This is a genomic window from Rhodococcus sp. MS16 (genome assembly GCF_013277795.1).
Taxonomy (GTDB): Bacteria; Actinomycetota; Actinomycetes; order Mycobacteriales; family Mycobacteriaceae; genus Rhodococcus_F; species Rhodococcus_F globerula.
This window is the reverse complement of record NZ_VBTM01000005.1, coordinates 779,588-792,677: the sequence shown is the minus strand read 5'-3', so window position 1 is coordinate 792,677 and position 13,090 is coordinate 779,588. Positions and strand designations below refer to the sequence as shown.

Genomic DNA, 13,090 nt, shown 5'->3' with positions numbered 1-13,090 from the left:
TATCTGCTTTTCACCTCCGTGTACAGGCGCCTCGCTGCCGTTTTCGACGTATGTCGCGGATCAACGCGTTCCAAGAATTGCCGTCTGACAAAGGGTCTGAAAGAAGATGTGTGCAGGCAACTCTCCTTTGTTTTGTATCACGAGTCACGTGTTTGCATGGGCATACGGCACATTGGCTAGGGGTGAAATCGTGGGTGAATTTCGCGATTTAGTGCGTGATGTACACGCATGATGTGTCAGGCGAACGGCACCTGCCGCATGTAGCAAGTGGTCGATCGGCCGGCCGGACAAAGGCAGTGACAAGGAGGGTGGTTAGTCTAAGAATTCGCCCTAATCGACCATCGCGCTGCGTCTCACGTGTTAGATTTCGATTGTTCCAATCTTTGTCGTAGCGCCCGCCGAGTCCGGCTCGGATTTCTCGGGCAAGTTTTTTGTGACTGTGCCGACCAGCCGTCCTCGTAGACACGGATGTCTGGATCAATTCCTCAATGGTCGGCGAACCGTAACCGCGGGCAGTCTCACGCACGCGAAGTTTCCCGCTCGGAAAGCACGCATCCTCGTAGACCGATTACTCACCGACTGCGGCGACGAAAGGTAGCTCCCATGAGTTCAGGCGCCCAGATCGACTCCGCCCCATCGTTACTCACCCACGTAACATCCTCGCTGCGGTGTTGGTGGTTCTGACCCTGATCTTCATCTTCCAGAACCGGAGCGAAACCACGATCAAACTGTTCTGGGTATCCGTGCAGTCACCGCTCTGGCTCACCCTCGTCGTGATCCTCCTACTCGGCTGGATCGCCGGCCTTCTCACCCGCCGTAAAAAGCCAACCAACTGAATTCGCAAACGAATAGCTGTCGGTGGCCGGGATCGGCTGTCGCGGAAAGGTCTTCATAGTTCAGGTGCGTAGCAGAAGAATATCGGCAAACACTGGTTCTCTCGAAATCTACAGAAGGTGAAACGATGTGTACCAGAGTAATTTGGCCTGATGCCGCGGGGTCTGTTCTCGTCGGCCGCAACATGGACTATCACCGCGACACCGGGACAAATCTGTGGTTGCTTCCCCAGGGGGTTGAACGCAACGATGGCGTCGGCGGTTCCCTCAGTTGGACAGCCGAATACGGCAGCGTCGTGGCTGGCGCATTCGACATGATGTCGGTGGACGGCATGAACGAGGCTGGACTGGCGGGCCATATCTTGTGGCTCGCGGAATCGGATTACGGTAGTCGTGACACATCGAAGCCAAGTCTGAGCATGGCGATCTGGCTGCAGTACTTCCTGGACAACTTTGCCACTGTTGCGGATGCCGCCGCCTGGATCGTCGATTCCGACGTCCAGGTTGTACCGCTGGGCGATCCGGCGACTGGCGAGGTGCCCGCCGTTCACCTTGCGTTGGACGACGCGACCGGCGATTCGGCGATCATCGAGTACCTCGACGGCAAGGCGACCGTCTGGCACGACCGTGACTACCGTGTGATGACCAATTCCCCGTCCTTCGACAAGCAAATCGAACTTCTCAAAGAGGTCGACGGGTTCGGTGGCACCAAGCCGCTACCGGGGACCACGCTTGCGTCCGACCGGTTCGCTCGCGCAGCATATTACGTGGGCCGACTGCCTGAGCCGAAGAGCGAGGTCGAGGCGGTGGCGGGAATGTTCAGCGTCATCCGCAATGCTGCGCAACCCTTCAGGATTCCTGATCCCGAGAAACCCTATGCCTCGCAGACGATTTGGCAGACCGTCTCCGATTTGACCAACAAGCGGTACGTCTTCGACTCGACCACGCGACCCAATGTCGTGTGGGTGGACTTCGACAAGCTGGACTTCAACGAGGGCGCGCCGGCGGGCAAGGTCGACCTGATGGGCGACACGTCCCTCGAAGGCGGACTCGCCGGTAACGTCTCTCGCCGCTTCGAGGAAACGCCGCCAATGCAATTTCTGACTCTGCCGGCCTGATCGACAGCAGCCGGCTCTCCCTGCGTGGGTGGTCAGCTCACCGTCGGTTATGCCATCGCCGCGACATCATCGATCCCTGAGGGGTGTACATATGGATACTGCGGATCAGCTGCCTTCCGTTCCTGTGGCAACCGAGCGTGCGGTCGACGCTCAACTCAGGGCGAGTTGGTTGCCGCTCGTGCTCGTGTGCTGCACCGGTTTGGTCTCGGTATTCAACGCTACGGTGTTGCCAATGGCGATCAGTGGGATCGTCGACGGGCTGGACACCACGATCTCAAACGTGCAGTTGGCCATCGTCGCGTACGGCGTGTTCGTCGCAGCCTTCACGATCACCGGCGGCAAGATCAGCGGGGTGCTGGGTGCTAGAAACACTCAGCTGCTCGGCTTGAGTGTCTACGCCGCGGGAATGCTGTCTTGCGTTCTGGCACAGAATGTCTCGGTTCTTATCGCAGGTGAGGCGATCGCCGGACTCGGTGGTGCTCTTCTTGTGCCCAACGCGCTGGCGATTCTCGGTCAGACATATTCCGGCACGCAGCGCACCGTTGCGGTGTCGGTGCTGGCGGGTACAACCGGAATCGGTGCTGCGCTCGCTTTGCTGGTCGGTGGATTCCTCGTGCAGGCCTGGGGTTGGCGAGCACCCTTCGTGCTGCTGCTCGTCGTAATTGCAGGAACGAGCGTCGTCGCGTCCCGTCTACGGCTACCCCGGACTACGTTCCGAGGGACCATCGACAAGACGAGTATCGCGCTTTCGGCCGTGGGCGTGCTGATGTTGGTCGCCGCCATCAATCAGATCGGATCGTGGGGGCTTGTCCTCGCCGCCGAGGGTGCTCCCTTGAGTGTGCTCGGCCTCTCTCCCGTGCTCGCGTTGGTAGTGATCGGCGGCCTGGTGCTCCACACGTTTGTCGCGCGCCAACACGAGTTGCTCGACGCTGACAGGACACCCCTGCTCGCCCCTCAGGTGTTCGGCTCTGGGCTCAACCGTGCGTGCCTGAGTGGGCTGGTCGCGGTGAACCTGTTGATGGCCGGAGTGAGCTACCTGCTGCCGCTCTATACGCAGATGGTGCTTGGCAAGAGTCCGCTGGGGACGGCACTGATGCTGATACCGATCTCCCTTGCCGCACTCGCCTCCGCTGCTGCCACACCAGTTCTGATGCGAATGATAGCGTGCCGTTGGCTGTTGACAGCAGCCCACGTGCTGGCTGCCGCGTCGGTGATACTGCTGGCAATGACCATCTCCAACCAATGGTCAGGTGCGTGGACTTTGATCAGTGAGGTCGCCTTGGGCCTCGGTATCGGAGTGGGACTGAGTGCGGGCAGTGCATTGCTCATGGAGACCAGCCCACCGTCTCTCTCCGGAGAGATCGGCAGCGCTCGGGGAATGGCGAACTTTCTCGGCCTGTGCACGGGTACCGCCGTCGCGGGGGCCGTGCTGATGTCCGTGCTTGCGCAGTCCGCCTCGGTCCGTGTCGCCGACGGATCGGATCTACTGTCGGACAGCAGAATTGAAGTGACCACCAGTTCGGTTAGCTTCGTCGAGAACGACGACCTCCGAAGCCGCCTCGCGGGAATGGAGTTGACCTCGGCGCAGCTCGACCGGGCGGTGGAGATCAATGTCGAATCCAGGTTGGTTGCGCTGCGTGCGAGCCTCTGCGTGCTCGGGTTGGCGGCGTTACTCCCGATCGTGACGTTCAGGCACCTGCCATCCCGGCGGGAAGGGTGACGATCGCGACTCTGCGGTCGAGAGATTTCGAGAGCAAGCGTTGTCGAAGCGATGCCCGCGACGAACCAGAAGAACAGCTCCGCAACGAAATTGGTCGAAGACCAGTGAATACAATCGTCAGGCCGCGCCGAGTCGAGCTATTCACTGAGACAGCGCACTTCAGCGAGGTTCGCTTCGACAACCATGAGACCGTCGACCGCAGCTCCGACGTTTGTCAGGGATGAGTACGACGGTCTCCTGGCGGCGTGAGTGCGACTCTCGGACCAATTTCAAATTGTTTGTGGGAGCTGCTCAGTCGCTGCTGTGAGCTGTCTTGGGAGGATCTTCTGTCTTGACCTGCGAAAACAGCTCGCTTGGGGAGGGTATTCTCGGTTTTCGGGGTATGCACAGGCAGGCAACGAGGGCGGCAGCCAGGACACCGGCGCTCGACAGGAACGCTACGGGGGCGCCGGCCGCATCCAGGAGGGCACCTGTTGTGTACGGTCCCAGAATCGCGCCAACGTCGAACGCGATCCAAAAGGCGGCCAACGCTAGACCGCTGTCGCCACCATCCACCTCTCCGAGGAGCGATGGTGCCGTGGTGGAAGTCAGTCCGTGAGCCAGCCCGAGTCCGACGAAGGCAGCAACGATCAGCTGTATTTCCTCGAGCTCACCAAATAGAGCGGTCACGACCAGCGCTACAACGAGAGCTGTGACAGTGACCGTTCGAAAACTCAGCCGTCCGGTTACAGCGCCCAAGCTGCTTGCGGCAATTTGGGCGACGGCCGCGACTGTCAACAACATGCCTATTACCCCAATACCGAACCCGAGGTCATCAAGCCGGACCGGCATGACCACGGTGCGCACGCCGTACAACACCCATCCCGTCGCAAACTGAAGCAGCACTACCGCTACGAACGTGCGGCTGCGAAATAGTTGTCGGAGGAGATTCCAGGTCGAGACGGGCACAACATCTTCGGCACTAATGCCGTCACTCGTGCGGAGTCCTCGCACGCTGCGCAGCGCGACCAAAGCAACCAGCGACCCCACGCCGAGAAGCACGCCGTAGATGATCAGCGGCAGGCGCGGGTCGATCGTTGCCATCAACCCGCCAATCGCCGGTCCTGAGATCATTCCCAACGATGTGGCTGTGAAATAAACGCTCATCGAGCGGGCGCGTTGCGCCGAAGTCGTGACGATGAGCAACAATCCGGTACCTGCGACGGTGAAACCGGCGCTGCCTATGCCGCTTATCGACCGAAATGCAACAAAGAGTTCAAAGGTCGGCGATAAGCCGGCGACGACACTGCATACAGCTTGAATGGCGAGTCCGAGTACGAGGACGTTCCGCAGACGGAATTTTTTCAACAAGCCCGTCAGGGAGACGTTTGCGATCAGTCGGCCCGCCGCGAGTCCACTGACGGCAAGACTTACGCTCGCTGCTCCGACGGAGTAAAGGTCAGCCAGTGCCGGCAGTGCCGGCCCTAGCATTCCGTAGCCGAGACCGGACGCGACAGCGATAAACGAGAGGACCCACACGGTTGACGGCACACGAGCGTTCTCGGTGACTTCTGTCGCAGGATCACTTACGGTGCGCGTCATCGGTAGAGCGCTTTCGGCTGGGCTACTGCTCGACTGCCGATGACCACGCGATTATTTTCTCCCGCAACGGAAATCGTCGACCTGACGCCGAAATGTATCTCCCTGCCGAACGGACGCGAACGTGACAATATCTTCATTGGTACTCCTGGCAACATGGCTGGTAAGGCAGGGAAATATGAGATGGCCGACGCGGGTGTGGTCAACCGTGGTGAGCGCAACAAACAGATAGCGTTGCCGGACTGAGTGACAGCGAGCTTCGCTATCTAGTGGAAAGTTTGGTCAGTATCCGCGGTTCTGGTCTCAGTTCCCAAGTCGGAGAGAGCGTGCTGACAGCTGCTGCTCCGATACTTCGCCCTGATCCCGTGCAGATCGCTTCGCTGCTCGCGGGAGATCCCATGATGTTGTTGTCCGCCTGATTGTTTCGGAAATGATGTGTGTCTTACGGTCACACGATGGTGGCGGTGCCCTGGTCGATGACGGGTGTACCTGCTGCATCTGTTGTCTGGAATCGCACGACCGTGCCGTCGATCCACATCGAGACAGTGAGGCTCTCGCCGGGGAGAATGGGTTTCGTGAAACGACCCTCCATCGCGCGGAATCGCTTCGGCTCCGAGTTGGCAGCAGCATGTAACAGCGCACGGCCGGTGAACCCGTACGCGCACATACCGTGCAGGATTGGTCGTGGAAATCCGCCGCGGGACGCGAACGAAGGGTCCGTGTGCAGAGGATTTCGGTCACCAGTCAGTCGGTATAAAAGTGCCTGGTCCGTGCGAGTGCGGTAGGTGACCTGATGATCGGGTTTGCCAGCGGGTTTCTCCCATTCCGAGGCCGGTCCCCGGCTGCCACCCCACCCTCCGGATCCACGGAAGAACATAGCGGATCGAACGACGCTCAGCAGACGTCCCGTATCGTCGCGGGCTTCGGATTCGACCTCGACGAGTGTTCCGGAACCCTTGTCGTAGACGCCCGCGATGGCACTGGACGTGGTTACCTCACCCTCGACGGGGAGTGCGTCGTCGATGATGAATCCCTGCTCGGCGTGGAGCATTTTCGACAGGTCCACACCGTCTGGCAACGGAATGAGGCCACCGGAGAGGGCGACATTCGCGAATGTCGGCAACACCTTCTGCGGCTTTGCCTCGCTGTTTTCGGTGGTGAACTCTAGTTCTTCCAACGGGTGGCCCTGCCCGGCACCCACTGCAAGTGCATACAGCAACGCATCCTTGGACGACCAACTGCGTGTGATCGTCTCACTTCGCCGACCCACCCACGACTCGTCGAACATCTAGTACCTCGTCTTATCTCGAGAGGTCAGCGGTATCGGTCCGCGACCTGGCGTGCTGCCTGGGGTGTCCTGCGGCGCCGACAGTAGGGCGCAGCACTCCACAGGTTCAGGGAAGACCCGTTTGCCTAATCGGATCCTGTTCTCTTTATACCTGAGCATATCGAGTGAATATTTTCAACAGGAGCTTCATTTCTTCGCCTGATCGAAAGATTGCGATTCGATCGCACTGGCCGGTGAAGTAGTGAGGGGGACTTGACAATACGTGGAGCGAGGTCCACGCTAGCTAAGCGTAACACGTTCCGATTGTTGGACGATGATCCAGGTTTAGCGGACAGGACTCACTCGATGTGAGCCACGTTCGAGGCCTTTCGTGTGCCGAGACGGTTGGTTTGTGTAGTCAGAAAGGAGCACCCCGTCCGGCCTAGTTCCACAAACAACACCCGACGCGAAGAGGGGCTACGCATTCGGTTCTGGGCCGTGGGTACCGAGTGCTTGTTCTGCCCGCGCAATCTGTCCTCGCTGCGGGTCCGATGACGCGCAGTGGAGCAGTGAAACAGGGAATGCGAAGGAGGACTGCGGATGGTGTCGAATATCGTGCTGTTGCAGACCTGTTCAGCCGCGCCATCTGCTGCGTCGTCATGTGTAGGCGTCCTAGGCTCGAACGCGTCCTCGTAGTGGCAGGGGAACTCGCGCCAGTCGGCTGCTACGAAGGTGTTCACATTCGAGAAGTGGCAAAGCCGGCTCAGCGGCGCCTGTGTCGAGGACCGGCTCCGCGTCGCTGCCCGACGGTTGATCGAGCCGGTCGGTACTCACAACGAAATTGGAACGTCACCAAGAAAATCGTCCAGCGTCGCTTTGGTGTGACTTTTGTCGAGGTTGACGAGGGAACGGCGGCATGCAGGAAAGAGCGCTCGGTGTCTGTCCCTGTGGGCCAACCCGATGGTCAACGGCGAAAGCTTTTTTCCTGAAGGACAATTGGATCCGAATAGCATAGAGCCGGCGGTGGTCACCCGTACTTCGGCGCGCACACCTGATGCTGAGTTGTCTGTGACATCGAGGGTTGCAACAACGACGCGTTCAGATCGTTCATTGGATGCCGCTACGCTCAATTGCCCCTGCACCCCGGTCAAACGAACCTGGGGATCGGCGATGACGATATCCAGAAGTCCGTCGTGTGCCCGGAGATGGATCCGGCCACGGTACTGGGCAATCCGAGTCCCGTCGGGCTCATGATGATCGGTGACGAGAGGCCAGTTCGTTGCCCTGTTCGACGATGGCAGAATCATATGAAATCTCGCCAAGTGCTCGAACGTATTGCAGCAATGACTCTTTCACTGACCATCTCAGTGACGTGGAGGTACCGATCTCTGGCATTTCCATAGTGATCTCGTTTCTCTACCTACGCGCATCAGGAAGTCGCGATCGGATTGAACGCAACCAAGGATCGGACCCGTCGCTGTCGACCATCGTCGGCCAGGTCCGTCGATTATAGACGCTCGATGTATATGTACGTCAACAACTTTCGCCTAAACAGGCTAGTCGGTCGTTCAATGGCTCAGCCTGCCGGTGCACCGCGAGAACAGAAGTTGAGCGCTTGATTCCCGGTTGGTCGACAGTTGATACTCGTGATTACTTGTCGGCAGAATTACTGTGGCAGTTGAGGCCCGCGAGAACGAGGTCGACGACTGATTCGATGTATTTCTCGGCCCCGGATTCGAACTCTTTGAGTTTCGACATCGGGGTCATCAAATAATGGTGCTCGATTGTTCCTGTGACAGCATCGAGTACCAGGGCTGGCGACGTACCCTCTATGATTTCACCGCGTTCGATTGCGCGAAAGATAATTCCACGACCGTTGGCAATAGTTTCACTGCGCAAATCGGCTATTTCGCCCTCGAATAGTTCGGGATAAATCTTTGCATCAATCATGGCTCGCATTCGCACTAAGCCATAATCGCCTAGTAGCCAATCTGCCGTCGCTCGGCCAAGAGTAAGAAGGTCGCCACGAAACGTTCCGGTATCGAAGTCGACCTGGGGACCTTGGTGGGATCGCAACGCGGCTGACATTATCTGTTCTTTCGTTTGCCATCGCCGGTAGAGGGCCGCTTTTCCAACCTTGGCGTGTCGCGCAATGAGATCGAGATTCAGTCTTGCCCACCCCAGATCTCCGTACAATTCCAGCGTAGTGGACAGAAGACGTGCTTCTATGTCTGGATCGATCGGGCGCCCGCGGCCGGATGGTTGCTGGATGGCGCGTGACATTGGCCCATCATGCCACGCGCCATCCGGCACTTTCTTCAGGGCATCTCGTCAGTTTCTGGTCAAGCCCGATGCAGTAGCGAGGTACGGCCCGCTCACTGCTCAAAACTGGTGTTCGAAAGATCTCGTACGCAGTCTCACGATGATTCTCGGACCGGATGATTGATCACTTGCTCCGGCGACTCGGGTTGGTAGGCCTTTCCGCCTAGCTTGTTAAGGAACGGGACGAGCATGAAAATTAGAACTCCCGCTCCGATACAGCCGGACCAAACTGTGATGAATGCACCTTCGTTTGGTATTTTCGACCCACTGATCAACATCCCGGACATGATCGCGGCGCATATCGCTCCAGCGGTTGCCCCAGCCACCGTTCGCGCGGTGTTATATAGAGCGCCCGCGATTGCGGAGTCTTCCGGACGTGCGCGAGAAATCACGAGTGCGGGAAGGATTGCGACGAATAGACCAATTCCGGTGCCGCCAACGAATCCCATTGAAATGAAGGCGGACAGTGTGTGTCGAAATGCAATTAACCCACCAAACCAAGTGGAAATCAATGCAGCAGAAATCTGCAGTGCCGTTCGTGTACCGAATCGTCGCGCGAATCTGTCGGCGAGCGCCGCCGAAATCATGAGGGCAATGGGTACTGGAGTTATCGCAAACGCGATGCCCATCGAATCGAGACCAAATCCGTATCCGACGATTTCAGGTTTGGATGAATAATACAGTGTAGAAACTGTAACGGCTCCGTAAAACTGCAATCCGAATACTAATGTCAAAACTAACAAGAATCCGACTCCTCCCTTCGTCAACAAGTTGAAGTCGACTAGGGGGGTGCTGATTCTTTTTTCCATCATGACAAAGGCGACAAGTAATGCCACGCCGCCGCCAACTGTCATCAGGGTTGTAGTAGAAATCCACCCTAGGTTGCTTCCATTGCTTATCCCGATGAGAAAGGCCCCGAGGCCGGTGCCCAGCAGTGCAGCACCCGTCCAGTCGATGGACCCTGTTGCACGAGTGGAGGTTTCGGGCACGAAATATGCAATGCAAACAAGGCTTGTCAGTGTGAGTGCGGCGGGAATGAAGAGGGCGAGAGTCAGGTCGACTGTAGTTCCGAGTATCCCGACCAAAAGTGTCCCCGCCGCGCCTCCGGCGCCAAGGCACCCTACAAGTATTCCGATTGCGCGTCCTGCGTCAGCGCCAGCTCGTTCTCGGAGAATTGCCAACTCGAGAGGGAGAAGCGCGCCCAGCGTTCCTTGGATGATTCTGCCCAACAAGAAGATCCCGAATGAGGGTGCCATCGCGGTAAGGACCGTTCCGACGGTTACGGTGCCAAGCACAATCAATACCATGCGACGGTGGCCGTATTTGTCTCCCAGTTTGGCCAGCAAAGGCACGCAAATTACGGTCGAGAGGAGGTAGGAAGCCAACACCCAGTTGAGTTGTGCCGGGTTGACACTGAGCTGCTGTCCAATGTGCGGTAAGAGCGGGATGTACCACGACTGCAGCATTCCGCTGATGACTTCGGAAAAAGCCAGGAATCCAACGGCTGCGAGTCCTCCGGCTTGATGTGGAGACATCGCAAGATTTGACTGAATGCTTGGTTCGGTCACTGGCACGCCCCGTTGGAATATTCATCATGAGTTGAGTTGTCAGGCATGGGTTCTCGTGTCCTTCTCGTCAAGGGTTACGGGTCGACCGAATAAGAGACGACTATCGTCCGCTGAACTGTATGGAGTGACGAATAACTGTGTCAAGGGTCACATTTCTTTGCTGGAGGATTGCCGCCGTCGGACGAAACCGGTTGCGGCCCAACGTCCACGTCCTACATTGTCAAGTTGCCTGCCGCTTCGAAGGCGGGGGCTGCGGACCGTTGATCTCGAATCCGAACCGGTGGAGTTCTGCGCAGCTGACTGCAATCGCATTTCCAATCGGGTCTTCGGCAGCCACCGCCAGTTTCTGCCGATGTAAGCGATACGATCGGGGCTGTGAAGAGGTCGGAGATCAGCGCTCTGCGCCGCCGTTGGTCAGTAGAGGACGTCGAAGATCTACGGGCGCAGCTGCTCGATCAGTCGCGAATCACCAAGCCGCCTCACACGCTCACCTCCCCGTGGCCCGCGACCGAGAATGAGCTGCTGGATTTGTGTGGTCTGACGGTGGGTCGCTATGGATTGGACATCAGATTCGTCACGCTGGAACGTATCGATCTGAGTTTCGTGCGCGGTGCGCTCACGGCGTTCGAAGCCGAATTGTTCGACTGCCGCTTCGATTTCGCCGCATTGACCGGCCAACCACGCTTGAACCGCAGATTCGAACGATGCAGTTTCCGCGGCGCCACCCTCTCTCGTCTGGCGCTCGGGCCGAAGGTTGTCGATTGCGATTTCACTGGAGCGAAAGCCCACAAGCTACGTTCCGTGCCCAATACCGTGTTCGATCGGTGCACATTCGACGACTCGGACCTCACAGGTGCGCAGTTCTCCGACACCTCGTTCGTCGATTGCACCTTCGGTGCCGTGCGGTTCTCCGCGTCGACGAGCTTCGCGCGGTGCTCGTTCACCCGTACCATCATCGATTTCGGCATGGCACAGGTCTCGCGAACGACGAGCGACGGCACTGCTGTGCCTGACCAATGGAAAGGTGAAGACGAGGCAAGCGTCGCACTGGAGCGGTATGCCGCACGCTACGCCCGAGCCATTGTCGCGGAGGATGAGGATGGGCCGCCGTCAAGTCCGAAACTCGAGTGAAGAACTAGCTGACGTTGACCTCGGCTGCTTCGTCCGCCTGCCCGTCCGGCGGCGACGGTCAGGCGCGTGGTGAACGCGGAGACGCTCGAGGCTCTGCACTCCGCTATCTGCTCTCCGCTATCTGCTCTCGAATGTCGTTGTACGTCGACGCGTCAGGGGCTACCAGTCGTACAGCGTCGTTGATGCCCTCGATTCGCTGCGCCTCAACTGTTTCGAGTTCACCTCGGTTGATTCGGCCAAGAAATCGGAAGTCGACGAACAATTGGATCTGTTACAAAGGCCGGCACCGCCGAAAATCGCAAACGGATTGTTCGTCGTGAAGGACGGACGTGTCGCTGTTCGACAGCTTCGAGCCTCTGGATCGGCATCTCGATGCGGGCGTAGCCTACGTCCAGGTGGAGTTCGACTCGTTGATCGATCCACGGTTTCCCAATGGGATTCAGTTTCTGACCACGGCGATCTGTGTTCGGTGGTGTGTCGGATTGTCGATTTCGTCAACCGTCGCGACAGCGAGGTCGGTATAGGTGAATGTCGGATCGGATGAATGCAAGAGTTCCGGGCCGGCGCTGACTAGCAGTGGGCCGGTTTCGGCGTGCTCTCCGATGACCACAGGAGGGGGAGTGATTACCACCCAGTCGAGTTCGCTCGGGCTCTGCTGGAGGAGTTCGAGTTCGAGGGCATGACCGACGGTGAACGGCTTCGCTTCGTCGGGGAAGTCAGGGGTATCCACCAGTCGTATTCCCGGGGTCGGTTCGAGGGTTGTTCCGATCCCGATCACGAGTAGACGCCTGGTCTGCAGTCCTCCGATCAATGCATGCGTGGATGCGGAAAAGAACTGGTCCGGTGGTACATCCATGCTAGCGCCGGCATTGATCACCGCATCGGCCCCTGCCGTGAGTCGGCGTACGTCAGCGACATCGGTGACGTCGCCCGTGACACCGTCGATGTCGGGGTGCGCATGTGGGTGGCGCATCACGGCTAGTACGTCGTGGCCCCGGGCGCGGGCCTGTGCCAAGATTCGACGACCCGCGCGGCCGCCAGCTCCGAACAACACAATCCGGCTCATGCTTTCCTCCGTTCACTGCGTCACCGAGATGGCGACGGGGACGCGTTCACGGTAGAACGCGCCCCCTCGGTTACCGCAACGTAAGCAACTCGACATCCGTAGTGTGGATTCCATGACTGGACCTCTGGATTCAGAACTATTCGCCTCGTGCGGGACGGTTCGTCCTCCGGTGCAGGTAGGCGGTAAATGGGATGCTCAGATCATCTTCTGCCTCCTCGGTGGGGCCCGGCGGTTCTCCGAGATACAAGTCCCGATGCGGCACGTTGCGCCGAAGGTCCTCACCGAATCTCTGCGAACTATGGAGCGTGACGGGTTCGTCAGTCGGACAGTGCATTCGGAATCTCCGCGCCACGTCACCTACGCTTTGACCGCACTCGGATACACGCTCACGCAGCCGCTGCAGGCTGCTTGTGAGTGGTCTCAAAAACACCTTCCGGAGGTGATCGAGTCGCGTCGTCAGCACGAAGCTGGGCTCGCTTGACAGGTC

At 58.6% G+C, this 13,090-nt stretch carries 12 protein-coding genes; 6 read left to right on the top strand and 6 right to left on the bottom strand.

The window, feature by feature from the left end:
- Positions 1 to 668: 668 nt before the first annotated feature.
- From FEZ60_RS16460 to FEZ60_RS16450, 3 genes are all read left to right on the top strand, one after another.
- Positions 669 to 836, top strand: coding sequence for a DUF1049 domain-containing protein (locus tag FEZ60_RS16460; protein ID WP_230589995.1), 168 nt, complete (start codon positions 669 to 671; stop codon positions 834 to 836).
- Positions 837 to 961: 125 nt separating this feature from the next.
- Positions 962 to 1,951, top strand: a complete 990-nt coding sequence (locus tag FEZ60_RS16455) for a linear amide C-N hydrolase (protein ID WP_172936527.1) — start codon at positions 962 to 964, stop codon at positions 1,949 to 1,951.
- 91 nt (positions 1,952 to 2,042) lie between these two features.
- Positions 2,043 to 3,671 (top strand): MFS transporter, encoded by a 1,629-nt coding sequence (locus tag FEZ60_RS16450; RefSeq protein WP_045064409.1) that lies wholly within the window; start codon positions 2,043 to 2,045, stop codon positions 3,669 to 3,671.
- Positions 3,672 to 3,962: 291 nt separating this feature from the next.
- On the opposite strand, the gene FEZ60_RS16445 is transcribed toward FEZ60_RS16450, so the two are convergent.
- Positions 3,963 to 5,252 (bottom strand): MFS transporter, encoded by a 1,290-nt coding sequence (locus FEZ60_RS16445; protein WP_116103492.1) that lies wholly within the window; start codon positions 5,250 to 5,252, stop codon positions 3,963 to 3,965.
- A gap of 39 nt (positions 5,253 to 5,291) precedes the next feature.
- On the opposite strand from FEZ60_RS16445, the gene FEZ60_RS16440 reads away from it, so the two are divergent.
- Complete coding sequence (locus FEZ60_RS16440) at positions 5,292 to 5,495, top strand: hypothetical protein (protein WP_045064406.1); 204 nt, start codon at positions 5,292 to 5,294, stop codon at positions 5,493 to 5,495.
- Positions 5,496 to 5,697: 202 nt separating this feature from the next.
- Here FEZ60_RS16440 and FEZ60_RS16435 read toward each other — a convergent pair whose 3' ends face one another.
- The 4 genes from FEZ60_RS16435 to FEZ60_RS16415 all read right to left on the bottom strand — a co-directional run bounded on the left by FEZ60_RS16435 (position 5,698) and on the right by FEZ60_RS16415 (position 10,406).
- Positions 5,698 to 6,537, bottom strand: coding sequence for a MaoC/PaaZ C-terminal domain-containing protein (locus tag FEZ60_RS16435; RefSeq protein WP_045064404.1), 840 nt, complete (start codon positions 6,535 to 6,537; stop codon positions 5,698 to 5,700).
- A gap of 651 nt (positions 6,538 to 7,188) precedes the next feature.
- Positions 7,189 to 7,350: a hypothetical protein gene (locus FEZ60_RS16430; RefSeq protein WP_155276675.1), complete on the bottom strand. Its 162-nt coding sequence runs from the start codon at positions 7,348 to 7,350 to the stop codon at positions 7,189 to 7,191.
- A gap of 816 nt (positions 7,351 to 8,166) precedes the next feature.
- Entirely contained in the window at positions 8,167 to 8,799 is a 633-nt protein-coding gene (locus tag FEZ60_RS16420; RefSeq protein WP_051730258.1) for a TetR/AcrR family transcriptional regulator, read from the bottom strand.
- 134 nt (positions 8,800 to 8,933) lie between these two features.
- Complete coding sequence (locus FEZ60_RS16415) at positions 8,934 to 10,406, bottom strand: MFS transporter (protein ID WP_172936526.1); 1,473 nt, start codon at positions 10,404 to 10,406, stop codon at positions 8,934 to 8,936.
- A 375-nt stretch (positions 10,407 to 10,781) separates the two neighbouring features.
- On the opposite strand from FEZ60_RS16415, the gene FEZ60_RS16410 reads away from it, so the two are divergent.
- Positions 10,782 to 11,537, top strand: a complete 756-nt coding sequence (locus tag FEZ60_RS16410; protein ID WP_172936525.1) for a pentapeptide repeat-containing protein — start codon at positions 10,782 to 10,784, stop codon at positions 11,535 to 11,537.
- A gap of 439 nt (positions 11,538 to 11,976) precedes the next feature.
- On the opposite strand, the gene FEZ60_RS16405 is transcribed toward FEZ60_RS16410, so the two are convergent.
- The gene (locus FEZ60_RS16405) at positions 11,977 to 12,603 is read right to left on the bottom strand and encodes an NAD(P)H-binding protein (protein ID WP_172936524.1); all 627 of its coding nucleotides are present in this window, start codon (positions 12,601 to 12,603) and stop codon (positions 11,977 to 11,979) included.
- Between the two features lie 112 nt (positions 12,604 to 12,715).
- On the opposite strand from FEZ60_RS16405, the gene FEZ60_RS16400 reads away from it, so the two are divergent.
- On the top strand, positions 12,716 to 13,084 hold the full coding sequence (locus tag FEZ60_RS16400) for a helix-turn-helix domain-containing protein (protein WP_141484985.1): 369 nt from the start codon (positions 12,716 to 12,718) through the stop codon (positions 13,082 to 13,084).
- The last annotated feature ends 6 nt before the right edge of the window (positions 13,085 to 13,090 follow it).

Bases quoted from the DNA above. Each gene is read 5' to 3' on its own strand.
- FEZ60_RS16455 (WP_172936527.1), top strand. From the start codon at position 962: ATGTGTACCAGAGTAATTTGGCCTGATGCCGCGGGGTCTGTTCTCGTC.
- FEZ60_RS16450 (WP_045064409.1), top strand. From the start codon at position 2,043: ATGGATACTGCGGATCAGCTGCCTTCCGTTCCTGTGGCAACCGAGCGT.
- FEZ60_RS16445 (WP_116103492.1), bottom strand. From the start codon at position 5,252: ATGACGCGCACCGTAAGTGATCCTGCGACAGAAGTCACCGAGAACGCT.
- FEZ60_RS16440 (WP_045064406.1), top strand. From the start codon at position 5,292: ATGACCACGCGATTATTTTCTCCCGCAACGGAAATCGTCGACCTGACG.
- FEZ60_RS16435 (WP_045064404.1), bottom strand. From the start codon at position 6,537: ATGTTCGACGAGTCGTGGGTGGGTCGGCGAAGTGAGACGATCACACGC.
- FEZ60_RS16420 (WP_051730258.1), bottom strand. From the start codon at position 8,799: ATGTCACGCGCCATCCAGCAACCATCCGGCCGCGGGCGCCCGATCGAT.
- FEZ60_RS16405 (WP_172936524.1), bottom strand. From the start codon at position 12,603: ATGAGCCGGATTGTGTTGTTCGGAGCTGGCGGCCGCGCGGGTCGTCGA.
- FEZ60_RS16400 (WP_141484985.1), top strand. From the start codon at position 12,716: ATGACTGGACCTCTGGATTCAGAACTATTCGCCTCGTGCGGGACGGTT.